Source organism: Actinomadura sp. 3N508, from assembly GCF_044326375.1.
GTDB lineage: Bacteria > Actinomycetota > Actinomycetes > Streptosporangiales > Streptosporangiaceae > Spirillospora.
This window is the reverse complement of record NZ_JBIRAX010000011.1, coordinates 176,213-200,798: the sequence shown is the minus strand read 5'-3', so window position 1 is coordinate 200,798 and position 24,586 is coordinate 176,213. Positions and strand designations below refer to the sequence as shown.

The following is a 24,586-nucleotide window of genomic DNA, read 5'->3' as shown; positions in this document are numbered from 1 at the left end:
CACCACGGCGCACCACCCAGCCAAGACCGCATCTGCCAGCATGAACGACAATCCCCTGTCCGTTACCTCGGCGAGACTATCGGCCCCTCCTGGGTAAGCGCGGTAGATGAGCTGGCCAGGCGTGAGCGGACCTTCGAACGCAGTGAAATCTTCGTCCAATAGCCCTGCGTCGAGCCGCAGGTCCGGGTTTACGACAACGCAGAGGAGCGAGCGAGGCCGTACAGCCTGTGCCACCTCCGCTACATTTCCCAAAGTCACCCGGAACCATCGGCTACCATAAGCACCGTGCGCCCAGCGCTCACACAAGAGCAGCAGCCCATCAGCCGCCGCTCGAACCGAGCTCCAAAACTCGTCATTCACGACGTCATCGACAAGTCTTGGCTCCTCCTCCTCCTCAGGATCCGGTTCCGAGGCGCGCCACTCAAGAGACAGGTTGTCGCCAGCGAGCCGGGTAAGCGAATTGGCTACCGCTGGATCCATTGAGAGATGAATCGCCCCATCCCATCCCGACTCGACGCGAAGCCGTCCCGGTGTGATCAGTCGGCAGTACGGTCCCAACCCAGCCGCCATCCGCTCAGCGAGATCGATCGCCTCCGCAGGGCTAGCCTGCATCCCGTTGCGGAGCCTCCAATACCGGCCAGGGGGCGGCTGACTGACCAGCAACTCACTGACCTCAAGACGGTCAGCTCCGCATTCCTCGATTACCACATTGAGCAACCTCCGCAAATCCACTGCGTAGGCACTCCAGGCCGACACCTCTGCCAGGAAGGCTCGTACATGATGGTCGCTCGGGCTGACGACAAGCTCGGCTGTCATTTGGCTAGCCACTTGAGTCCCAACAACTCTCCTGTCGAGGATATATCCAGCCCATACGTTCCGTCCCGAGCCGAATCCCTCGCCGACTGGAAAGGATTACGGAAGTTGGCACCCTTGAATACCGCCTGCCTGTTATGCCCGGTCCGATCGTAGGTGATAAATCGAGGTTGACCAGCTCCAGCATTCCTGTTCTCCCAAATCGGGGCCCCGCCTGCAGACCTCTTTTTGGTCTTTGTATACCCCAAGTACTTCGCAATATCGTCGGACTGTGCGCGCGTGAGCGAGTTGCAGTTGCCGGGGCTGTTGTGAACGAGCACCGGCGTCTGACCAGCGAGTACATAGTAGGTGTGGAGGTCGGCGATGGTGAGGTTGTGGACGCGTTGGTGGTGGGTGGTCCAGTGTTCGGTGGCGGTGATCTGGACGTAGGTGCCGGCGCTGGTGCGGAGCCACATGCCGGGCTTGAGGTCGGCGGCCTTGACCCAGGCGTCGATGTCCCCGGCGACCCAGAAGGGGTGTGTGTCGGTGGCTATGACGACGCCGGACTTGTCGATGTGGGGCTTGGCCGACTCGCGATCCTCAGCCTTCAAGGGCACGAAGGCGGCAGTGCCGTCGACCGTGATCTGGACGAGGTTCTTGTCGCCCTTACCGGTGATCGTGCCCAGGACGGGTTGGGCGCTGGTTTCACCCGTCTCGGGGTCGGTGGCGAGTACCTCCTCGCCGACCTTGACGTCCTCGATCGGTTTCCGGCGGCCGTCCGCCATGAGAACCGTTGTTCCGGGCACGAAACTGCTGCGGCAGCCCGGGCCCGACGTTCTTCCGGGTCGGGCCGACCTGCCCATCCCGATGCCGCCGGCCTGACCGCCGGTGCCCATGCCTGGCACGAATCCGGCGAGGCCGAGGCTGAAGCGGGAGAGGTGGCCGCATTTGAAGCCCCCTACCTTACAAATCAGGTCACCGAACCTCGTGAGAATGTCGATGTCGCCGGCCATACAGGCACCATTCGCGGCGCCCGCGCCCCCAGGTGTGCAGTTGGGCAGCGGATCGTGCTTATCGACCCAGTAGCCGCTCTTCGACCTCTCGAGCATCGCCTTCAGGAGGGCAGCGTGATAAGCGGCGCCAGAAGGGGCTTCGATGACGGTAGCGCCGATCTTGTGCCGAACCGGCTTCCACCACGTCTTGAGGTAGCGCGCGACCTGCTTCACCGGACCGCAGACGTCATGGCCGCAGCCGCCGGTGGTGGCCGGTTTGCTGTGGCCGACGTTCATTACGCCTTTACCGCAGATGTCGGGTGGGCACTGGCCGTCAGGGTCGGCGTGCGTTACGGGGTTGTTGTTGGAATAGGTGTAACCGTTCATCTGCTGAGGGTCGGCCTGGTCCAGGATGGGGTCGACGGAGATGAAGCGGCCGGTTTCGGGGTCGTATTCGCGAGCGCCAAGGTGGGTGAGGCCGGTGGGGTCTTGGGTGCCTCCGACAAACCCCTTGTCGTTCGGCCACGTCGCGTCTTCGTCCATGCCTCGGATGGAGCCGAAGGGCGTGAAGCGGCGGATTGTTCCGGCTTGGGTTACGGCGTTGATGGCGACCTGGGCGGTGCCCTGGTGGTCGTCTGTCAGGTAGGTGACGGCGCCGTCGGACGTGCGCATCGCGACGGTCTGGTCGGCGAAGTCGTAGTAGCGGGTGCCGGTCGCGGTGGAGGCGCCGTTGAGCGCGCGGAGCTCGGTGCTGCCCGGCAGGTAGAGGGTGGCGCCGCCGGGGTCCTTGCGGATCAGGCGGTTGCCCTCGGCGTCGTAGATGAAGGTGGTGTCGTTGCCGTTCTCGGTGACCTTGGTCAACTCGCCTTCGGTGTTCCAGTCGAAGGTCTGGGTGCTGGGGGCGGGGCTGCCGTCGGTGGTCTGGATGGCAGTGGTGTTGCCTGTCGCGTCGTAGGTGTAGCCGTCCGTGCGCTGGCCGGTGGGTCCCGTCTGGGTGAGCTGGTTGAGGCGGTTGCCCTGCCCAGGCGGTGCGTAGGTGAAGGTGCGGACGGTGTCGGCGACGCCGCCGATGCCATGGCGCGTCTCGCCGGTGCGGTTGCCGGCCTTGTCGTAGGTGAATGTGTGCCAGTACGGCGCCGGACCGCCGATCAGTGCGGCGGTCGGGGAGGCGGCGCAGGCATCGGTGGTGCCTTGTGTCCACGTTTGGGTGAGGCGCTGGAGGTGGTCGTAGGTGAAGCACTGGTTGTCGACGCCGTCGTCGGAGGTGTCGGTGATGGACGTGACCGTCCCGGCATCGGAGTAGTGGTAGAACGCGCTGCGGGGAGAACCGTTGATGCCCTCGCGGGTGGTGTTGGCGCGTTCGAGGCGCCGCGTGCCTTCCTCGTAGTGGAAGGCCTGGAAGACTCGCTTGCCGACCGGGCCGAAGTCCATCAGCTGGACCTCGCCTGTGTCGCGGTAGGTGACCTTGTCGATGTAGGTGCCGAGATCGCTGGTCAGCCGGGTGGGACGGGCGAGCGCGTCATAGGTGTGGGTGAGGGTTTCGTAGGGCAGTCCGCCGGCAGTGGGTGGCCTGAAGGTTCGCAGGGTTCCGTCGCTGTTGTATTCGGAGACCGTGGAATAGGTCCCGGCGAGCGGACCTTCGGCTTGCGGAATGGTGACCGTGGCGCTGCGGACACGTCCCAGCACGTCGTATTCGGGAACTCTGCTGGTGTACTGGGCGCCGTTGTGATGACGGGTCGTGCTGGCCGCGAGGCCTTTCCCGCGCGTCGCGGTGTCATAGGTGAAGGACGTCAGCAGTGGCCCGTCCGACGCCCCCTCACGGGTGGCGATCTTGCGGCCCAGGCCGTCATAGGTGGTGAAGACCTTCTTGCCGCGGGCATCGGTGGTGGAGACGACCCGGTCGAGGTCGTCGTAGCCGAAGGTGGTGGTGCCCTTGTCGGGGTCGGTGGTCTTGGTTTTGCGTCCGCGCAGGTCGTAGGTGGTCGTGAAGACGTTGCCGGACGGGTCGGTGACCGAGGCGATCTCCCCGGCGGGCGTGTAGGCGTAGCGGGTCGCGTCGAACTCACCGGCCGGGGTCGCGGCCTTGTACTGGCGGCGTTCGATCACCTGGCCGCGGGCATCCGTCAGGGTCGCGATGGGGATGCCGCCCTCAGGCGGGGTGACGGAAACGCGGTTGCCGCCGCCGTAGGCGTAGGTGGTGCGCCACAGTTCCTGGTCGGGTTGCGAGCCGTTCCCCTTCGTCGATTTCTCGACGGTCTTGCGGCCCAGCCCGTCATATTCGGTGCGGGTTTGTGACTCGACCGCGCCGGGAGTGCCGACGCCGAACAGTTCCGGTTCCGGTTCGCCCGAGGCCGGGTAGGGCGCGTAGGTCTTGACGGTCTGGCCACGGTCGTCGTAGAAGGTGTCGCTGATCAGCCGCAACGGCGCGCTTGCGGGCGCCTGTGTCTGGCGGGGCCGCAGCCATCCGTCCCTCAGTTCGATGCCGGTGACGCGCAACTGTCCCGCGACGATGGCCTTGGACGTGACCGCGACGATCTTCCCTTCGGTGAACCGGTACTGGTGTTCGTAGCTGGGATCGTTGCCGTTGGCCTTGGATCGGTCGGGCAGCCACACCTTGCGCAGCCGTCCGAGCCCGTCGTAGACCAGGTCCGTGCTCAGGCCGTTCGCGTTGGTGGTGCGGGTCGGCAACCCCCACGCGGGATCCAGTTCCTCGATGGTCGTCAACGCCGTGGCGGCCTTCCCGGCGGTCGCCGGTGGTGTGGTCGTCTGCTTCCTTGTGGTCAGGCCCTGGGTGTCGGTGTAGGCGGTGGTGGTCGTGGCGCCAAGCGCGTCCTTGACCTGGATGGCGCGGCCGAAGGAGTCGTAGACGGTGCTGGACTCGGTCACGTACTCCGGCGTCGTCCCCTCGTAGCCGGCGAGCTTCTCCGCCTTGGTGACGTCGCCCTTGGACGGGGCGGCACCGAACCCCGCGTTGTCGTAGTAGGCGCGTGTGTCGGTCACTACGTGGGCGGGACGGTTCGGAGTGACGGTGCAGGCGACCGAGACGGTCTCCACCCGCGACGGGAAGCTCACCATCCAGGCGTCGTCGTTGTCGGCGTAGGTGGTGCGGGTGCATTTGTCGTCGTCGCTGGTGGCGGTGTCACCGAAGTCGTTGACCTCGGTGATCCGGCCCGCACCCGGGCCCGTGTCGGCGTAGGTGTTGTCGGTCTTGGTCTCGGTCCAGCCGCCGCCGTCCTTGGCCGTCCAGGTGCGGGTGGTGTCGACGGTGACCAGGTTCGCGGTCGTGGTGCCCCAGGAGCGGGACCGGGAGGCGGTCTGCAGCCGCCACGGGGTGTTGACGGTCTTGGCGTGGACGGCGCCGCCGGGCCCCGTGTACTGGACGGTCCGCAGCGCGAACCCGGACAGCGCGTCGTGGTCGGGGTGGGTGCCGCCCTCCCCGTCGGAGACGGAGACGTTCTTCTCCCCGCCGGACGTGGTCTGGCGGTCCCCGTCCATGCCGCGCATGAAATAGGCGTCGGCCTGGGTGGACGGGGTGTTGTAGTCGCCGGTGAGGGTGCGGACGTGGCCATAGCCGCGCCACTGCGACCAGGTCTTGTCCTTCTCCTTGGTCAACCCGTCGTCATCATCGAAATGCCAGGCCGCGCCGCCCACGTATTCGTACTTGGTGGCCATGTCGGGGGACAGGCCGGTGCGGTCGGTCTGGATGATGGACGTGACAACGTATTTGTGGAACCAGTCGGTGATCGGGTCTTCGCGGCCCGGTGGCGTCCAGATCACCGGCATGCAGCGCGTCGTATTGGTCTCGGGGGTCGGCAAGTTGCTGAGCGAGCAGTCGGTCTCGGAGTAGGAGATGTCGATCTGGCCGCCGGACTCGTCGTAAATGGCGCCGAGCCGGTACCGGACGTAGGCCAGGATGTCGTCGCCGGTCTTGTCGAGCCGGTTCGGCAGCTGGACGTGGTTGAACGTGACCTTCGGCAGCGTGACGGCGCCGCCTCCATCGGTCGCGGCGTGACCGGTGTGGGTGATCTCCTTCAGGACGAGGTCCCGCTCGACGTCGGCGAATTTCCATTCGTGGTCCATCGACCATGAATCCACCGGCCGGTAGGCGGACCCGTCCGGGGTGAGGATCTGGGTGGTGACCTTCGTCAGGCGCATGCGGGACCAGAACGTCGGCGAGATCGCTCCGTGGTCGTCCTTGCATTCCTGGCCGGAATTGCAGTTCAGGTCCCACGGGACGTCCCACCAGCGGTCCGGGTTGGCGCCGATCTTGGACGGGGCGCAGTCGAAGGTCGCGTCCGGGATGCAGCGTTCGGAGGTGGTGAAGACGACCTGTGCGGGCGGCTTGGCGAACAGCGCGTCCTTGCGGAGACCGTAGGAGATCGTCTTGAGGTAGCCGCCCCGGACGTAAGGGGTCTCGTCGGCGGCCTTGAGGTTGCGGCCGTAGTGGTTGGTCTCCTGGCCGTAGGTGTAGTTGAGGGCGTTGCCGGCGGGGTCGACGACGTAGTCGAGATTCCAGCGGTAGGCCTGCTGGCACCAGGATCCGGCGAAGGTGGAGTCGTGGCAGGGTTCGTCGGCGTCGTCGCCGAACACCGGGGCCGTCCACGTCGAGTTGGTCTCCGGCTTTCCGCTCGTCCAGCCGGGAAGGCGGTTGAGGCCGAAGTAGTACTGCGTGCCGTCGGTCGTGGTGACCTTCCAGTACTCGCCGTTGTCGTCGCCGTTTGCGGTGGACGAACTGGCGAGCTTCTCGAATTTGGTGCCGTCGTCGCCCTTCATCCGCCAGGAGCCGTCGGCGGCCTTGATCAGTTCCCCGCCCTTGCCGTTCCACGTGACGGTCGCGTTGTCGTAACCCCAGCATTGGTCGCCCGGCGAGTTCCCCCACTCGTCTTTGGGGGCGCCGTCGTCCTCGCAGGACTTGTAGCGCCGCTCGATGTAGCCGGGCCACAGGTCGAATCCCTGACCGACCCAGGACGGCTGGCCATTGGTGTTGGCGGTCTTGCCGTCCACGCTCGCCGAGGAGTAGGAGAGCGCAACCTTCGGCGTCAGCCCGCTGGGAACGGGTGGAACGCGCATCGGATACGACCAGGTGAAGTCACCGGTGTTCCCGCCGGCGTTCCACGTGGCCGACGCCTCCAGCGATGTGGCCTTGTAGTCGCCCTGAGAACTTTCGGAACCGGCTGCGGCGACGAGCAACGTTGCGTTGCCCATTGTCGAGGCCGATGCCGGCGCCGCCTCCACTTCCGCCGTGAGCGTCTTCGCCTTGCCGTTATTGACCGTGTCCAGCGGAATGGGCGTGCGGCAGCCGGGCTGGGACGGGGTGGTCAGCGCGCATTGCGGCATTGTCATGAGCCGCAGCCGAGCGCCGTAGGCGCCGCCGAACGCCTGCTCGAACTTGGAATAGTCGAGCCGCAACCGCACGCGTCCCGGGGCGGCGGCGTCGGTGCGGGCGACGGTGAACGCCAGCCCGTCCACTCCCGCCGCGCGTGTGGCGCCGCGATCCAGCAGCTGAACCCGCACCCGGCCGGCCGGCTCGGCGCCACCGGACGCACGTTTCCGGCTGGGCGCCTCAAGGATCTCGACGGGGAGGGTGCCCGCCTTCCGTCCGCCTGTAGCGACGCCGACTTCGGCGCTGCCGGGCGCGGGCCAGGCCGCGCGGGCCGCCGGGCCGGGGTCGGCGGCGGCCGTGTCGGTCTTGCGGGGCTTGACCTTCAGGTTCCGGCCCGCGACGGGCTCCTGCCGGTCGTCCACCTTGGGACGGCCGAGGTTCGGCGGCTCGGCCAGCGCGCGCGGCGCCGACATCAGCCCCATGGCCATGACGACCGCCGTCACGGCCGCGATCGTGGTCAGGCCCCTGCCCGGGTCCAGCACCAGCGCCTTAGTGGCCCGACCAGATACCTTCCGGCCAGCGTTCACGACATCCTCCATCGCCGATCGCCCCTGGCAAGGGGGGATCACGGATCCAGCGGGTCAAGGGCAGGGACGGGTGCCGGGCTACGGGCCGGCGTCGGTTGGTATGTCGTCGTTGATGGCCAGGCGGGCGATCTGTTCCGGGGTCAAAGCGCCCTGGTACGCCCAGATGTCATCGACGGCGTCGGGCCAGAACTCCGTACCGTTGCCGTCGGTGGCACCGAACTTGGTCCGCCCGACCTGGAGCAGGCTGCCCGGCGTCTTGAAGCCCTGGACCTGACCGACCTGCGAGACGCCGTCGCTGTTCTGGTACAGCTCCGCGTTGACGTACAGGCTCACGCGGTCGCGCAGCGCGTCGTACACCACGGCCAGGTGCATCCAGCCGTGCTCATCGAAGTCCCCGTGGACGGCGGTGATCGGTGCGGCGGCCTGGTCGTCGGCGTTGCGCATCTCGATCTGCCAGCTCCCCTGCAGCGCCGGGTCCGCGCCGGGGACGTAGCGCAACTGGAACGCATTCGTATTCGCACCGGCCTGGGAGAACACGGTCACCGGCTGCTGGGGACGTCCACCAGCGGGCGGCCGGACCCAGCCCGCGAGCGTGAAGCTCTGATCGGTCTCCACGACGTTCGCCGCGCTTTCGGCGAACGCCTTGGTGGCCGAATCGAGCTGGAGACCCGCGACCGCGTCCAGCCCGATCCCGGCGCCACCGACGATCGCCGCGCCATTGTGCAGAGCCAGCCCGGGCGACCCCGCCGGCCCCTCGAACGCCTCGCCAACCGGCTCCTGGTTCAGCACCCACCGAGCCTTGAGCACAGGGTGCTGGGTGACCAGCTCCTCGACCTCCCGGTCGCCGAGAATCCGGTCATAGACGCGCACGTCGTCGATCACGCCGGGCCAGTGGTCGGCCTGCATACCAGCCCACTTGCTCCGGCCGATCTGGAATCCGCCTGCGGCGAGCCAGGACGAGGCGACCTGCGGGCTCTCCGTCCCGGGCTGGCCGTTCACATAGATCTGTAGTTTTCCGGAGTGCTGGTTGTACACCCCTACCAGGTGGGTCCAGGAGTTCAGGATTGCGGGCTCTTTCGAGAATGCCTGGTAGGCGGTGGTGTCATCACCGTTGTCGACCTTCACCCTGGAGAAGGCCCACTTCTGATAGGCGTGATCGTATTTAAGGTAGAAGCCGCTCCTGCTCTCGCCGTCCTGGCTGAGGACCGTCCTGGTGCGGTCCCCCTTTTCCAGACGGACCCACACCGATACCGCGTAACTGCGGATGGTGTTGATGACGGGACGGTCGGTTCCGGCGTGCGCCTGGGTGGTGTCGTCGAGCCTCAGTGCGCTGCCCGCCTGCCCTGGGGCACCGAGCGTCGCCGTGCCGTGCAGGGTCGCCTGCCACGGATCCATGGGGCTGTACACCCGCATCTTGCCCGCCGGCTCGTCCATGTTCCAATGCGCGGCCATGTCCGCCCCCGCCGGGGCCGCACCATCGAGGAGCTGCTGGACCTGCTCGCCGGACAGCGCCTGGGTGAACGCCTGAACGTCGTCGATGGAGCCGGGCCAATAGTTCGCGAAGGCCCGGTTGTAGAGGCTGCGGCCGATCTCGAAGGCGCCGTGTGACACCAATGGAGCGCCCGCGGCCACGGTGTCCTGCAACTGCCCGTTCACATAAAGTCGCAGTTGTGCGGCGCTATGGTCGTACACGCCGGTCAGGTGACTCCATTCCCCGAGGGGAAGCGGAGTGTCGTCCGTGGCCTTGGACCAGGCTCCGCCACCGCCGTCGGTGTCGGTGGCGGGCTTCTTGAACTGCGGCATCCCCGCCGGATCGATTCCGAGCTGGAACGCGCTCTGGAATGTGGAGTTCTGGGCCAGGACGTTCACCATTCCGTACTGGGTCGGCTTCGCCCAGGCGGACACGGTGAAGCTCTTGGTCGGGTCGACCAGCGGAAGGGTGCTCTCCGCGAAGCCGTAAACGCCGTCCATCGACAGACCGGTGCCGTGCTTGCCCGCGCCGCCGAGAGTCGCGGACCCGGCCACCGTCGCCGCGAGCCCTGGACCGGTCGAGGTCACCGCGGTGGCTCCGGCGCCCTCGTTCAGGGCGAACCGCGCCACGGGGTCGGCCCCGGCATTCACCAGGAACTCATAGGAGACGGTGGCGCCTTTCTGGCCGGCGGCCGAGAACGCCTCGACCTCCAGGACGTTCGGGCCCGATCGGGTCGGTGCCAGACTCGCCACCTGCGCCGCCCCGTTGGTGGTGGCGAGCGTTCTGATCGGAGCGCTGTTCAGGGTGAGCTCGTACCGGCTGGCGACCCCCGCCGAGTCGGAGATGACGAACCGTCCTGCCTCCCCGACACCGCCGCGCCATTCGCCGCCCTCCGGGTATTCCTGCGAGGTGATGGTCGGCTTTCCCGGAATCGCCGGGTCGTAGAAGAAGTAGCAGCCGGTCTGCGCGCCGTTGTAGCTCCATGCGCTGTACTGCTCGCCGTCCCAGGCCCGCACACCCCAGCCGATCTTGGTTCCGACCGGGATCGTGTGCGGCACCTCCACATCGAACTTGCTGCCCGTGGTCTTCGGGCCGATCAGCGGCGACGTCCACTTCTCGCCCCAGTCCGACCCGTCGGGGTTGTTCGCCCAGTGCAGCGTGAACTGGCCGTACACCTTGTTGGCGTCCTCGGCGTCAGGGTCCTCGAGGTAGGCGTACAACCTGGAGAAGTCGTTGACCGACTTGGCCTGGCCGCTGGGCAGGCACGCGGTGCCCGGGTCGGCGTACATCCTGTCGGTCTTGGGCTGCGACGGCGGGTTGTTGTACTGGACCCGCAGATAGGCGTCATCGGCGAACCGTTTCCACCATGACATCGACGACTCGTTGTAGGCCTTCAGCCCGAACGTGATCGTGGAATGGCCCTTGTTGACCGCGTCCTGCACATGTGACCGCAGCAACGTCCCGCCGAACTCGACCGGCGCTCTCGAGCAGTACGACACCGCTTTCCAGCCCAGCTGCTGGCTCCAGACCGATGAGCTTGTGGCGTTGTTCCACGTCGCACCGGAACTCAGCGTCGAGGTCCGCCACAACTCGATCGAGGTGTCGTTGCCGCAGTCGTAGGCGTAGGTCTCGTAGGCGGTGAACTCCACGGCCTGGATGTAGCGGCCTTTGATCGCCGGCAGCGGCATCCGGTAGAACAGGCGCTTGGTCTGGTTCTTCACGCAGTTGGGGTCCTTGGCGACCTCGCAGCGCCCCACACCCTCGGTGCTCTTTCCGGCGAATTTGTAATACGACTGGGTCGGCCAGCCCGAGGAGACCATTCCCCAACTGGAGGCCTTGCTCGTCGTCCACACCGGGTCGATGTACACCGGGAACTTGGTGTCGGGCGAGGTCAGCAGGGCCTGGTCGGGTGTCAGGGTGAGCGTGCCGTCGGCCACGGCCACCTCGATCGCGGCCGTCCTGGCGCCTTCTGCGGGCTCGTCGCCCCGCGCCACCGCGGCCCGGGTTTGCGGGGGCTGGGTGCCGGCCTGGGAGGAGTCCCACATGATCGGGGACGGTGCCTCGAACACCACCGACCTTGAGCCGGTGTCGGCGGCCTTCAGCACCCCGCTGCCCGGTTCCTTGCTCACCGCGAGCCGCTTGGCCGACAGCCCCAGCGCCAGCTTCGCCACCCGTGGGTCCCGTGCCGCCTGGGCCGTCTTGACCACCAGGACGTGCGCGAACCCGTCCCGCTCGGCTCGCAGCCGCAGGTCGACGTCGGGGCCGGCGACGCCCTGGTAGACGGCGGTGTCGCCGTCCAGGGTCGGTGCGGGCAGCGGCTTGGGCCATGACAGCGCCAGCTCGCGGCCGGCCCGGGTCAGCCGCACCATCGGAGCGTTCCCGCCAGGGGAGAAGCGCAGCCCGACCGTGCTCGCGGCCGGGACGATCGCCTCGCCGGAACGGTGCAACGTGGTGTCGATCTCGACCCACTTGCCGTCCTGTCGGGTCCGGATCGGGCGCAGATGCTGCTGGACCTCGATACGGCCGTTGGGCAGCGCCCGGACCGTGCGGTCCTCCCCGCGCTTGGAGGTGATCTCGACCGGCTCACCGGCCTGCCGCGCCGCGGCGACGGCCTTCTCCTCGGTCACCGCCGTCTTCGTCGGCTTCGCCGGTTCATCGGCCTGAGCTGCGGTTTCATGGGTCACCTCCGACAATGGCACCTGCACCAATCCGGCGACCATTGTCAAGGTCGCAAGACGGGCAATCCATCCCGGCCGCCGCCACAATAACGACGGAAGAATCGACGCCCAACGGCGTACCGCATCGCGACCCATATGAACCCCTCGATGTAAAGGGTAGTTAAATCCGCCTTAAAGTAACCCGGCGGTTGAAGGAGCGGAAGATCCCCGATTGATCTTCACGCTGTGACATAGATCACACGCTTGTCGGTAAACTCGCTGATCGAGCTGCGCGACTTCTAGAAATCGTCCTGAGCGCGGACGTCACGCTGCGCGACTCGACGCTTCCGGAACTGGAGGTTTGGAGAGCGCCAGAATTGGAAAAGCCGCGCTACCTGCCACGTTTCGGCAGCGTTCACAAGGCTTATCGCCATTGGGCCGGATGTGGTCGTATGGCCCTCAGGGCGAGGGCGGAGGGTCGGCTTTGTGGCGGCCATTCGGCTTCAGGGGCGGGACGATCCTGACCGGGCGCTGGGCCGCCGCGCCGCGCGGGAGGGCGTGGCGGGCCCGGGACGGCTGGCGGAGGCGCGGAGCGGGGGCCGCCCGTGCCGCCGGTTCGGGAGCCGGAGCTGGGGCCGGGGCCTCCGCCGGGGCCTCGTCGGCGGGCTCGGAGTGCGTCTCCTGTTCGCGGAGGTACTCCTCGAACTCCATGGAATGGGCGGTCGGCAGGGTGATGATGCCGGGGTTGGCGTCCACGAGGAGGACGCGGCGGCCCGTCGCGCCCGAATGGGTGAAGACCATTGCGGTCGGCGGCAGTTCCTGGAGTTGCGGGGGCTCGACCATGAGTTCGCGGAAACGCTGCTTGGCGCTGGTGTCACCGTCGTCGCGGCGGTCGGCGACGGTGCGGCCCCAGGCGGTGGCGGAGCTGATGCCCTCGACGAGCACCGAGTCGTCGGCGGCGGGGGCGGGCAGCGGAGACCAGGCCGGGTCGGTGAGGCCGTCGCCGCGCGGGCGGGCGTAGGCGACCGTGCTGGCGTAGCTCTCCCCCGCGACGTCGAACAGCGTCTCGCCGGCCGAGTCGGTGATCTCCGCGACGAGCAGCGGCTGTCCGGCGCCGATGTGCTCGGCGGCGATGCGGGCGTCCTCGGGGTTGCCGAGCCGCATGAACCCGACGGCGGCGTGCCCGCGGCGTCCGAGGCGTTCGCGGACGTGGCCCGGGATCGACCGGTACATCAGCACGAGTCCGGTTCCGGTGGCCTCGCAGGCGTCGATGAGCCGGTCCAGGACGTCCCCGCGCAGCTTCTCGGCGCCGCACAGGAACAGCGTGTGGTCCCAGCGGCCGCCGGGCGGGGCCTCCCTGATCCGGTGGGTGAGCGCGGTCGTGACGTAGGTGCCCAGGATCCGGTTGGTGAGGACGCCTGCGCGCCTGTCCATCGAGACGACGTGCAGGCGGGACGGGGGCAGCCGGACGGGTTCGGTGGCTAGTTTCTCCAGTTTCCGGAGCTGCGCCTCCAGGGCCCAGGCGCGGCGGACGACGATGCGGTCGGTGGCGTCGCGGCCGAAGAGCGTCGCGATCCGCTCCAGCTGGTCGTCGGTGAGCAGGCCCTTGCGCAGATCGTCGCGCGGGTCGCCGACCTGGGCCAGCACGCGCAGCGCCGCGGTGATCCGCGGGATCGTCGCGTCCGGGCCGAGGACGTCGATGATCCGCTCCAGGATCGAGTTGTCGAACGACAGGTCGCGGGTGCCGCCCTCCTCCTCGCCCGCGCTGACGACCAGCGACAGCACGTCCGCGAGCGCCTCGGGGTTCAGGCCGCGGGTGACGTCCAGGCGCGGCAGATCGTTCGGCAGCACCCACACCAGCGGGTCGTCGCCGCGGTCGGCGGCCAGCCGCAGCAGGTCGTGCGCGACCGCGCCCTCGGACAGGTCGATGACGGTGAGCCGGGCCCCGACCGCCAGCCGGGCCGCGCCCATCGTGGTGACGGCCGCGGACCAGCCCGCCAGGGTGCCGCCGACGACGTCCACCCGGTCGACCCCGGGCGGGACGGCGACCGGATACCACTCACGCTGACCCTCGTACGCCGACCTGCGGCGCTCCCAGTCGGAGCGGGCCTTCGCGTACTCCTGCTCGGCCGCGTCCAGCTCCCGCTCGCGGACGTCCCGCGCGCGCTCTGCGATGTCCTGCTCGTGCGCGATCCGCTCGCGGACGCTCCGCTCGTCCCGCCACAGGGCGCCGCCGGTGATGCCCAGCACGATCGCGAAGGCCAGCAGCGCGACACCCACGAACGACCACGGGATGACGCCCGCGATGCCGCACAGCAGGAACAGGACGACGCAGACCAGGGCCCCGCCGACCACGATCCGCAGGGGGCTGGCCGCCATGTGCTCGCCCGGCCGCCGCGCCGGAGCCGCCGGCGGCGGCTGTTCGGGCCGCTCGGGGCGCCCGGGAGGCGGCCCCGGATCGGGGTGCACCTGCGCGTAGCGCCAGCCCACGTAGACGCGGTCGGGTTGTGTCAGCCGCGCCATCGCGGACCCGCTCGCCATGTCCGTCACGTCGAGAGACCCCTGGAGTCGCGGGAATGTATGGAACGCCGGGGGTGGCCGGTTGGTTTCCTACATCGGTCTACACAGCACAGGGTAAAGAGCTTGCGGCATCCCCGCGTCTCATTCAATGGAACAGGCCGCCAGATCTCCGACTCCCCTCGCCAATTCGGTCACCAGGCCAACCTGCGGGAAAGATCGGACACCCGCTCCCAGAGAGCGTGGCCACATCCGGCCAGCACGGTCAACCGCCGGGGAAAGATGGGAGTCGCCCGCCGGACGGTGCCTCCCGAGTCAGCCGTCGGACGGTGCCTTCCCCGGGAGGAAGTCGTCCAGCTCCATCATCGGATGCGGGTACTTCCACTCGACGCCGTCGAACTGCACGTACATGCCCTCCGGGGTGTCTGCCAGGAAGTAGTTCCCGTTCCACTGGTTGGGGTTCGTCACGGGCGAGTCCTTCGGGTACCGGGAGCCGAGGGCCTCGTACTTCACGTCGGCGCCGAACATCGCGTAGACGGCGGCGTCCACGAAGTTGAAGTACCCGATGTCGCCGCGGAGGTGGGTGTCCTGCAGCGCGACGCCGTGGACCCGGTCGCGGGCGAAGTACAGGGAGCTCAGGTCCTTGACCACCTGGTTGAAGTCGTGCGCCCCGTCGTGGTGGATCAGCGCCCGCGTCTGCGGCTCGGCGCGCAGCACCTTCGCGACGTAGGTCGGCAGATCGCCGTGGAACATCCGGACGCGTGTCATGGCGCGCGGGAAGATGCGGCGCACCCGCTCGTAGGCGAACTGCAGATACACCGGGTTGACGTCGACCAGATCGAGTTCGAGGCCCATCGGCTCGACGCACCCGGCGAGCACCGCGGCGGAGCCGCCCATGAACACACCGACGTCGACGAGCCTGGTCAGCGCGCCGTGCTCGCGCTCCACGCAGCCGAACACGTCGTAGTAGTGCTGGGCGCTGCACTGGTCCTCGTAGGCGAGGTCCACACCGGTCGACCGGGAGGCGATGCGGTCGAAGACCGGATTCCTGCCCTTGAAGACGGTCAGGTCGGCGTGGTGTCCGCTGAGGATGGTGATGCCGAGGACGTCGTGCAGGTTCTCCGCGTCCTCGAGGGCGGGGTCGGGTGCGAGGAACGTCCCCCAGTCCGCCTCGTGCATCGCAACGTTCGTGATGTAGTCCGTCATTAGCGGATACCTCTCTTGACGATGGCGTACCGGCATCCGCCGGGCCGCCGGCCCGGCCAGGTCAGCGCGCCGGGCGCGACCGGCCGGAGTTCTTGCGGATGCGGGCGGAGAGCGCCCGTCCCAGGTGCGACACGGCCTCGCCAAGCTCCGGCTCCTGAACGGGCGCCGGGGCCGACGATGGGGCGGACGCCTCCCGCAGGCTCCGCACCTCCTGGCGCACGGTCGCGTTCTCGGCCCGGGCGCGGTCGAGCTCGGACCGCAGGCCCGCGATCTCCCGCTGCTGGGCGGTGATGGTCTCGGCCAGGCGGGTCGCGTCGTCCGTCCGGGCCTCGGCTTCGTACTGCAACTGCAGGACGCGCGTGTAGAGCGCGATCCGGTTGTCCTCCATGGCCGCGAGAAGGGTCGAGGACGTGAGCGGACGCAGCGCCTCGACGATCTCCTCCGCGCCGGGCGCGGAATCCCTCATCAGGACGCCGAACCCGAACACGGCGGGGACGATCACGAGCCGCCAGTCGCCGCCGGCCCCGTCCAGCGCGTCCTCGACGGCCGTGAGAACGCCGTTGCGGGGCCCGCCCGCGTGCTGCGCGACCGTGTACGCGCCGTCGCCGATCAGGCCGGCGGGCGTGACGTCGTCGTGCCAGACCGTCGGCCCGTCCTTCGTCGCCGGATGCCTGTCCTCGGGCGCGACGGGGGACGGCTGGTAGTAGAAGTCACGGCGCCCGCACGGCCACAGCACGTCGTGCAGGACGACCACGGCGTCGGGCGCGTTCTCCATGATCCACGCGAGCTCCGCACGGACGACCGCGTAGTTGTGGTCGCCGTCCAGGACGTACAGGTCGGCGACCGGCAGATCGCCGAGCACCGCCGGGGACAGGCCCTCGACCAGGTTCAGCCTCGGGTCCGCGGCGAGGACGGCGCGCAGCTCGTCGTCCGGCGCGGGTTCCACGCAGTGCACCGTCGCGCCGAGATCGGCGTACACCGAGCTGACCTGCCCGGACTCCACGCCGACCTCGACCACCGTGGCGATCTCGCGGTGCGCGAAGATCGTCTCGAAGAGCTCCCGGAACACCGACATCGAGTGCAGCAGCAGGGACCGCTCGCGGGCGGCGCGGGCCTGCGCGTGCGGGTCCTCGCGGGATCCGGTTACCTGGGTCATCCGGCGCCCCGGCCGGTCGCCCGGCTCGTGTGCGAGCTCATCTGGTGTCACCGAGCTTCCTCCTGGCAACTCGTCCGGCGCCGGCCGCGACGCCCTTGACGCCGGCCGTCCGGTACTCCGCGCGGAGCCGTTCGGACAGGCGCGCGGCCCGCGCGGCCCGCTCGGCCCTGCGGTCCACCGGCATCCGCGGCGCCATTCCGGTCATGGACTGCGGGAGCATCGCGAACGCGATGGTCACCTGCGCGGACGACACCGTCGGCGTCCCGGCGCGGCGAGCGAGCGGAAGCCAGACCGCCGCGTAGGAGGTGTCGAACTCCATCAGGCTGCCGCCGAGATACCGGCAGTCGGCATAGTGCAGGCCGACGAAGTCCTCGGGCCGGTCCCAGCGCAGCACCCGCTCCCGGCGGCGGCCGCCGGCGATCACCACGGCCTCGATCCAGTCGACCCGCACGATCGCGGGACGGCCCGGGATCGCCAGCGAGATGTCGACGGTGTCGTGGTGCTCGAACGCGATCCGGGCGAACGACAGCCCGTTGTGGTTGATCCGCACCCGGCGGCGGATCGGGTCGTGCCACTGGTCGTCCGCCGTCCGGTAGCGCAGCCGCGTCTCGTACGGCTCGCCCGCCGGGTCGAACGCCTCCGGGCCGATCGCGTCGTCGGCGATGGCCCGCGCCATGGCGCCGAGCCCGGTGTCGGACGCGGCGATCAGCGCGGGCCAGAACGAGTCGCGCATGCCCAGGTCGTCGAGGTCGCCGGGCGACAGGTACGGGACGACGGGCTTCAGGTCGGCGGGCATCAGCGTCGTGACGAGGGAGGAGCCGAAATTGTCCTCATGGGTCCAGTTGCCGAAGACGGCGGCCTCGTCGGCGGTCGGCGACCGGAGCGCGGTCACCAGGATCCGCGCCAGCCGGTCACGGCCGGGCCCCGGACGGGTGAGGTCGGGCCAGCCGCCGTCGGCCGCGGCGACGTACCTGTTCCACAGGTGCTGGAATGCCAGAACGCCGTCCTGGACCGTCCGCCGCTCCGCGTTCTGGGTGGGCGTGTCGGACGTCTCGCCGAGGACCGGTTCGCCGTCCTCGGTGAAGCCGAGCAGCGACCCGCACAGCGCGCTGACGCACTGCTCCACGATCTCGGGGCTGCGGGTGACGGTCGCGGCGACGTGCTCCGGGTGCCCCGCCTGCGCGAGATACCCCTCGGCGCGGAGCCCGGCCAGATACACCCGCTCGGCCCGGGTGCCGGTGGCCAGGTACAGCCCGGACACCCGGACGCCGATCCGCGCGATCTCCAGGGCTTTGGCGAGCTGCAGCTGGATCGTCCCGCCCCAGCCGAGGTCGACGAGGGTCAGCTCGGCGTCCCCGCCGTCCGGGGCGCCGGGGGCCGCCGCGCCGTCGAGGGCGCCCGCCTTCCGCAGCGACTTGATCATGCGTTCGCGGGCGGTGGTGACCGTCACGGCGAGCCGGTTGCACAGGTGCGGCGTCTCGGTCAGCGCGCGGGCCACGCGGTCGGCGATGTCGCCGTTGTCGATGACGGTGTCCAGCTCGGCCGCGAGGCTCGGCACGTCGCCCGGCTGGAGCTCCAGCACGGCCAGCGCCTGCCGGACGGACAGCCGGTAGCCGGTCCGGATGAACGCGTGCACGGCATCGGTGTCGTGCGGGTCGAGCCCGGCCAGCGACGTCACGAACCGCGACAGCCAGATCGGCCTGGCCTCGACGTCCCAGCCGCGCGCCCGGGCCGCCTCGTTGATCAGCCGGGACAGCAGCTCGCCCTCGCGCATCGAGCACCACAGCCTGCGGACGCCCGCCTCGTGCGCCTTCCCGGCGGCCCATTCCGCAAAGCCGGTCAGCACCGGGCCGAGGACGCCGGCCCCATAGCGCCACGCGACGTCCAGCGCGGACGTGGTGAACGGCACGCCCGCCCGGACGGCCTTGGCGCGCAGGCTGGTCAGGCCGAAGTCGCCGTGCCGGTCGTCCAGGTCGGGGGCGTGGTCCCCGAAGGGCGCGACGGGCTCGCGCTCGCGCTTCAGGACCTCCAGGTACGGCTCGTCGAACCGGCTGTAGTGGACGGTGCGGACGCGCAGCGCGGACGGCACCTCGTGATCGGCGATCTCGTGGTCGCCGACGTGCACCACCTGCTCCGGGCTGCGGCCCAGGTCGCGCAGCACGATCTCCCAGAGGCCGGTCGCCTTGGCGGTCCCGTGCTGGTTCGACCGGAAGATCCGCACGTCCTCCATCGGGCCGAGTTCCGGACGGTCGAGCAGGTGCGCGAGCTGGTCCTCGGTGAAGTAGGTGTCGGAGACGAGGACGACCTGGACGTCCTGCTTCCGCGCGGCCTGCACGAGCGCGGCGACGTCGAGGTCCACGGCGGTCAGCTCGCGTTCGAGCCGCAGCTCCGCCCCGACGAGCTGCTCCAGCGGCGCGGAACCGAAGATCCCGGCGGGCATGGCGCGCCAGATGTCGAACAGCGAGACCTCGGTGCCGAGGGCGTCGCGGCCGCGGCGGGCCGCGTCCTCGGCGGCGATCCGCATCCGGCGGAACGTCGCGTCCGTCACCCAGGGCGGGCACAGGCCCGCGTCCCGCAGCCGGGAGCCGAGCAGCGCGAACGCGTCCGCCGGGCGGGGTACGCGCCGCCACAGCACCGTGTCGAAGATGTCCAGGGACAGCACGGAGCACGCCCGGTCGGCGATGACGCGGTGAACGTCCTCGAGCAACGGGCCCCCGGTTACCTGCTTGGTCAACGCCGCACCTCTCCCCTGGTTCCGCATCGGCGTCCATGGCCGCCCCCGGCCATGGTCCGGGACACCCTATCCACCGGTTTCTCCCTGTGTACGGGCCGTTGTGACGGCCGCGGTGGCGCGGGCGGCGCGGTCCTCGCGGACCAGCCGGCCGGCCTCCTCCGTCGGCCCGTCGAAGATCACCCTGCCCTGGCGCATCGTGATGCCGCGGTCGCAGAGCCCGATCAGCATCCGGATGTCGTGCGCGACGATGACCATCGTGCGGCCCTCGCCGCGCAGCTCGCGGATGCGCTCCAGGCACTTCTCCCGGAACGGCGGGTCGCCGACCGCCAGCACCTCGTCGATCAGGAACACGTCCGGCTCGGTGTGCGCGGCGATCGAGAACGCCAGCCGCATGAACATGCCGGACGAGTAGAACTTCACCTGGTCGTCCAGGAAGCGCTCGACCCCGGAGAACTCCGCGATCGCGTCGAACTTCCGCGTGATCTCCGCCTGGGACATGCCGAGGATCGCGCCGTTGAGGAAGACGTTCTCCCGCCCCGTCAGCTCCGGGTGCAGGCCGGCGCCGACGTCGATCAGCCCGGCGACGCGGCCCCGGACGAGCACCGACCCCTCGTCCGGCTGCATGACCCCCGAGATGAGCTTGAGCAGCGTGCTCTTGCCGGACCCGTTCAGCCCCATCAGCGCGACGGTCTCGCCCCGGCCGATCGTGAGGCTCACCTCGTCCAGCGCACGGAACCGGTCCGAGAGGCGCTGCCGGCGGAACGCGCGGACGCTCATCTCCTTGATCGAGCGCGCGTGCCGCAGCGTGAAGTTCTTCGTGACGCGGTCGATGACGATCGAGGAAGTCACGGCTAAAGCTCCTGCGCGAAACGCTTCTGCATGCGGGCGAAGGCCGCGTGCCCGGCGGCGAACACCAGCAGGCTGACGGCCAGGGAGATGCCCGCGCGGGCGTACAGGTCGGGCGGGAAGGCGAAGTCGCCGCCGGTCCCGGGGTACCAGAAGGCCCGCTGGAAGAGGGACACGGCGCTGACGAGCGGGTTCGCGAGATACACGTCCAGGACCCAGCCGGGCGCGTGCTCCCGGACGTGCGTCCACGGGTAGATCATCGGTGCCGACCAGGTGATGACGATCATGAGGATGTCCACGACCTGCTCCAGGTCGCGGAAGAACACGTTGACGGCCGCGCACAGCAGCCCGAGCCCCAGCCCGAGGACGGCGATGATCGCGAACCCGAACAGGGCCGCGCCGACGCTGCCGGGCGAGGGCCGCCATCCGGTGGCGACGGACGCGCCCAGCAGGATCGTCAGGCCCGGCAGGAAGTGCACCAGCGACACCAGCGCCGACGCCATCGGGAACAGCTCCCGGGGCAGGAACACCTTCCGGATGAGCGCGGCGTTGCCGTTCACCGAGCGGGTCGCGGAGTGCAGCGTCTCGGTGAACAGGTTGATCAGGATCATCCCCGAGAACAGGTACACCGGGAAGTGCTCGATCTGCCGGTCCATGCCGAGGAAGACGCCGATGACGTAGAAGTAGACGGCGAAGTGCACCGCCGGCCGCACGTAGGACCAGCCGAGGCCGAGCAGCGACCCCTTGTAGCGGGCCCGCAGCTCCCGGCGCACCAGCAGCCGCAGCAGGTAGGTGCTCCGGAACGTCCGCAGCAGGCCGCCGTCGCCTCCGGGCGGCCGGAGCCCCTCGTCCGCGCGGATCGACCGGACGGTCATTCCGCGCCGTCCCCGGACTCGGCGGAGCCGGCGGAGCCGGCGGGCGTGGACGCGTCGAACGTCGCGCGCCAAGCCTCCGGTGAGGCGATCTCGCCCATGGCCGCCCGGTAGCGGCGGCTCAGCTCGGGCCATTCCCGGCTGAGCCGCGCGTGCAGCACCGACGTCCGCTTCAGCAGCGTCCGGAACCGTTCGGGGTCGCGCTGGTACCACGCCACCTTCGTGCCGTCGGCGGACGAGACCAGCGCGCTGTCGAGCTGCGACAGCAGGCCCCAGTGCCGGTCGATGTGCGGCACCACCGCCTGCGGGTTGCCGAGCGCCGCCGCGTCCACCGGACGGAGCTGCTTCACGGTGCCGAGCATCGCGCTCGCCAGCACGTTCACCGTCCCCTTCGGGGGCTTGAACCCGCGCCCCCGTCTCGGCGGCCTGGTCATCCGGACCTGGGGGAACTCCTCGTGGCTGACGCGGTTCCGCGCGTCCGGGAACGCCGCCCGGAACGCGAGGATCTCGGGGAGCTTCGTGGCGATCCCCGCGTGCATGTGCTCGGGTCCGGTCAGCACGTCCTCGATCGCCGACAGCATCAGCTCGGCGGTGGAGTACTGCATGGCCAGAGCGTGCTTCACCGAGATGATGAAGCTCTCCTTGGGGAGGTTGCCGCCCCGCTCGTACGGGGAGTGCAGCAGCGCCGTGACCAGCCGGTTGCGCTCGTGGAAGTACGCCTGCCAGTCGATGCCGTCGTCCTTGTCCTGCCACGGGACGTGCCAGGCGGCCATCCCGGGAAGGGACACGGTCGGGAAGCCGGCCGCGCCCGCGCGGACGCAGTACTCGGCGTCGTCCCACTTGATGAACATCGGCATGGACAGGCCGACCTTGCGGACCACGTCGGTGGGGACGAGGCACATCCACCAGCCGTTGTAGTCGACGTCCACGCGCCGGTGCAGCCACTTCGTCTGCCGCAGGCTCCCCGAGCTCTTCTTCACCCGCTTGGTCGAGTTCGAGTTCGTGTCCAGGACGGGGAACGGGTTCGGCGGGACGGCGAAGTCGTGCTCCCGTTTGGTGTGCGGGGCCTCCTCCCACCACCAGCGGTACCGTCCGATGGTCTCGCCGTAGGCGTGCAGCTGCGAACGGGCGAACAGGTTGAACATGTGCCCGCCCACGATCGTCGGCGTGCGGGCGAAGTCGGCGAACGCGACCGCGCGCAGCACGCCCTCGGTCTCGGTGACGACGTCGTCGTCGAGAAGGAGGACGTAGTCGCTCTTCCCGGCGCGGACCGTCTCGTCCATCGCCCGGGAGAAGCCGCCCGACCCGCCGAGGTTGCCCTGCTCGATCACGCGGAGCCGCGGCCCGAGCGCCTCCGCCGCACGCGCGAAGTTCCCGTCGTCGCGGACCCGCTGCGTGCCCTGGTCGACGACGTAGATCTCGTCCACCACGTCCAGGACCTCGGGCGCCTGGCCGAGCGCCAGGAGCTGGTCGACGCAGAAGCCGGGCCGGTCGAACGTCGTGATGCCCAGGCTGACCCGCCCCTGCGGGACCTCACCGGCCGTGCCCTGATCGGCGCACCAGTCGGCCCGCTCCAGGACGGCGTCGCCCTCACCGGCGAGGACGTCCATCCAGTACCAGCCTCCGTCGATGAACGGGCGCAGCGTCAGCCGGACCGTCTCCTCGCGGGGCTCCTCGGAATCGATCCGGACGGCGTCGACGCGCTGGATGTGGCCCTTCGCGCTGGACCGGTAGACGATCACGGTGGCCTGGCCGCGCAGCCGGACCCGCAGCACCACCTCCTCCACGGTCGTCCAGCGCCGCCAGTAGCTGGCCGGGAAAGCGTTGAAGTAGGTGGCGAACGACACCCGCCGCCCCACCGGGACGACCACGCTGCGGCGGCCCACGTTCTCGGCGAGCCCGGCGAGGAGGCCGGCCTCGACGGCGGCCTCGGCGGCGAACGCCTCCGCGCCCCTGGCGATCTCGCCCTCGACGTACAGCTTGAGGACGTCCAGGTCGCGGTCGACGGGCATCACGACCCGCTGCAGGACGCGCAGGCCGGCGGCGTCGGTACCCGCGTCGCCGGCGTCCGCGGTGGATCGGCTCACTCGTCCACACCTCCGTGTTCCTCCCGGGAGGACGAGCCCCCGGGGCCGGAAGGGCCCCCGAGGCCCCCGTTCGTTAGACGCGAATCCCCGCGGAAATGGGGACGCAGCTTGTTGTCGACCATGCCGAGCGCGCTCGCGATCGCCATGTGCATGTCGAGGTATTTGTAGGTGCCGAGCCGGCCGCCGAACCACACGCCGTCCTCGCGCGCGGCCAGGTCCCGGTAGGCGACCAGGCGGGCGCGGTCGGCGGCGGTGTTGACCGGGTAGTACGGCTCGTCTCCGCGCTCGGCGGCGCGCGAGAATTCCCGCATGATGACCGTCCTGTCGGACGGGTAGGCGTCCCGCTCGGGATGGAAATGGCGGAACTCGTGGATCCGCGTGTACGGGACGTCCTCGTCCGCGTAATTCATGACCGGGGTGCCCTGGAAGTCGCCGGTCGGCTTGACCTCCAGCTCGAAGTCCAGGGTGCGCCAGCCGAGCTCGCCCTCCGCGTACCCGAAATAGCGGTCGAGGGGCCCGGTGTAGACGACGGGCACGTTGCCGGCGACGTCGTCGCGCAGGTCGAGGAAGTCGGTGTTCAGCCTGACCTCGATGTTCGGGTGGTCGGCCATCCGCTCCAGCCAGGCGGTGTAGCCGTCGGCCGGAAGGCCCTCGTAGGTGTCGTTGAAGTACCGGTTGTCGAAGGTGTACCGCACCGGGAGCCGGGTGATGATCTCCGCCGGCAGGTCCCGCGGGTCGGTCTGCCACTGCTTGGCGGTGTAGCCGCGGATGAACGCCTCGTACAGCGGGCGCCCGATCAGCGAGATCGCCTTCTCCTCCAGGTTGGCCGGGTCCGTCACCTCGGCGGCCTGCCCGGCGATCAGCGCCCGCGCCTCGTCCGGGGTGAAGGCGCGGCCGAAGTACTCGCAGATCGTGCCGAGGTTGATCGGCATCGAGTAGACGCGGCCCTTGAACGTGGAGTACACGCGATGCCGGTAGCCGGTGAAGGCGGTGAACCGGTTCGCGTACTCCCAGACCCGCTCGTTGGACGTGTGGAACAGGTGCGCCCCATAGCGATGGACTTCGATGCCCGTCTCCGGCTCGGTCTCGCTGTAGGCGTTCCCGCCGATGTGGTCGCGCCGGTCGAGCACCAGCACGCGCAGCCCCAGTTCGGCCGCGCATCGTTCGGCGACCGTGAGCCCGAAGAAACCGGAACCGGCCACCACGAGATCAACATTCACTGGACGGCGTCCATCCCGTGCGGGGGGAGCGGAAGACCTGGCCGCGCGCCCGGCGCCGACCGGCCTGTATGTACCGAATGGAGCTAAGATACCCGGGGTTCGATCGGTACCGGCGCAGGAGTCCAG

Annotated in this window: 10 protein-coding genes; all 10 read right to left on the bottom strand. The window is 69.4% G+C overall.

The features are described 5' to 3' along the window. Positions 1–812: 812 nt before the first annotated feature. Positions 813–7,694, bottom strand: coding sequence for an RHS repeat-associated core domain-containing protein (locus ACH34S_RS33130; protein WP_395956802.1), 6,882 nt, complete (start codon positions 7,692–7,694; stop codon positions 813–815). Between the two features lie 78 nt (positions 7,695–7,772). Beyond that, positions 7,773–11,885, bottom strand: coding sequence for a LamG-like jellyroll fold domain-containing protein (locus tag ACH34S_RS33125; protein WP_395956801.1), 4,113 nt, complete (start codon positions 11,883–11,885; stop codon positions 7,773–7,775). 396 nt (positions 11,886–12,281) lie between these two features. Then, complete coding sequence (locus tag ACH34S_RS33120; protein WP_395956934.1) at positions 12,282–14,363, bottom strand: hypothetical protein; 2,082 nt, start codon at positions 14,361–14,363, stop codon at positions 12,282–12,284. A 291-nt stretch (positions 14,364–14,654) separates the two neighbouring features. After that, positions 14,655–15,545: a class I SAM-dependent methyltransferase gene (locus tag ACH34S_RS33115; protein WP_395956800.1), complete on the bottom strand. Its 891-nt coding sequence runs from the start codon at positions 15,543–15,545 to the stop codon at positions 14,655–14,657. A gap of 61 nt (positions 15,546–15,606) precedes the next feature. Then, the gene (locus tag ACH34S_RS33110; protein WP_395956799.1) at positions 15,607–16,752 is read right to left on the bottom strand and encodes a class I SAM-dependent methyltransferase; all 1,146 of its coding nucleotides are present in this window, start codon (positions 16,750–16,752) and stop codon (positions 15,607–15,609) included. Beyond that, on the bottom strand, positions 16,739–19,435 hold the full coding sequence (locus ACH34S_RS33105) for an HAD family hydrolase (protein ID WP_395956798.1): 2,697 nt from the start codon (positions 19,433–19,435) through the stop codon (positions 16,739–16,741). The genes ACH34S_RS33110 and ACH34S_RS33105 overlap by 14 nt, the downstream gene beginning before the upstream one ends. Positions 19,436–19,501: 66 nt before the next feature. Continuing rightward, a complete protein-coding gene (locus tag ACH34S_RS33100) occupies positions 19,502–20,284 on the bottom strand; it encodes an ABC transporter ATP-binding protein (protein WP_395956797.1) in 783 nt (260 codons plus the stop codon). Between the two features lie 2 nt (positions 20,285–20,286). After that, positions 20,287–21,156 carry an ABC transporter permease gene (locus ACH34S_RS33095; RefSeq protein WP_395956796.1) on the bottom strand — a complete coding sequence of 290 codons (870 nt, stop codon included), beginning with the start codon at positions 21,154–21,156 and terminating at the stop codon, positions 20,287–20,289. Next, the gene (locus ACH34S_RS33090; protein WP_395956795.1) at positions 21,153–23,240 is read right to left on the bottom strand and encodes a glycosyltransferase; all 2,088 of its coding nucleotides are present in this window, start codon (positions 23,238–23,240) and stop codon (positions 21,153–21,155) included. The genes ACH34S_RS33095 and ACH34S_RS33090 overlap by 4 nt, the downstream gene beginning before the upstream one ends. After that, positions 23,237–24,460 (bottom strand): UDP-galactopyranose mutase, encoded by a 1,224-nt coding sequence (gene glf / locus ACH34S_RS33085; protein ID WP_395956794.1) that lies wholly within the window; start codon positions 24,458–24,460, stop codon positions 23,237–23,239. Before glf ends, ACH34S_RS33090 begins: the two co-directional genes overlap by 4 nt. Positions 24,461–24,586: the final 126 nt, after the last annotated feature.

Excerpts from the sequence above, each read along its gene's own strand:
- ACH34S_RS33125 (WP_395956801.1), bottom strand. The coding sequence starts at position 11,885 with ATGGTCGCCGGATTGGTGCAGGTGCCATTGTCGGAGGTGACCCATGAA.
- ACH34S_RS33120 (WP_395956934.1), bottom strand. The coding sequence starts at position 14,363 with ATGGCGAGCGGGTCCGCGATGGCGCGGCTGACACAACCCGACCGCGTC.
- ACH34S_RS33115 (WP_395956800.1), bottom strand. The coding sequence starts at position 15,545 with ATGACGGACTACATCACGAACGTTGCGATGCACGAGGCGGACTGGGGG.
- ACH34S_RS33095 (WP_395956796.1), bottom strand. The coding sequence starts at position 21,156 with ATGACCGTCCGGTCGATCCGCGCGGACGAGGGGCTCCGGCCGCCCGGA.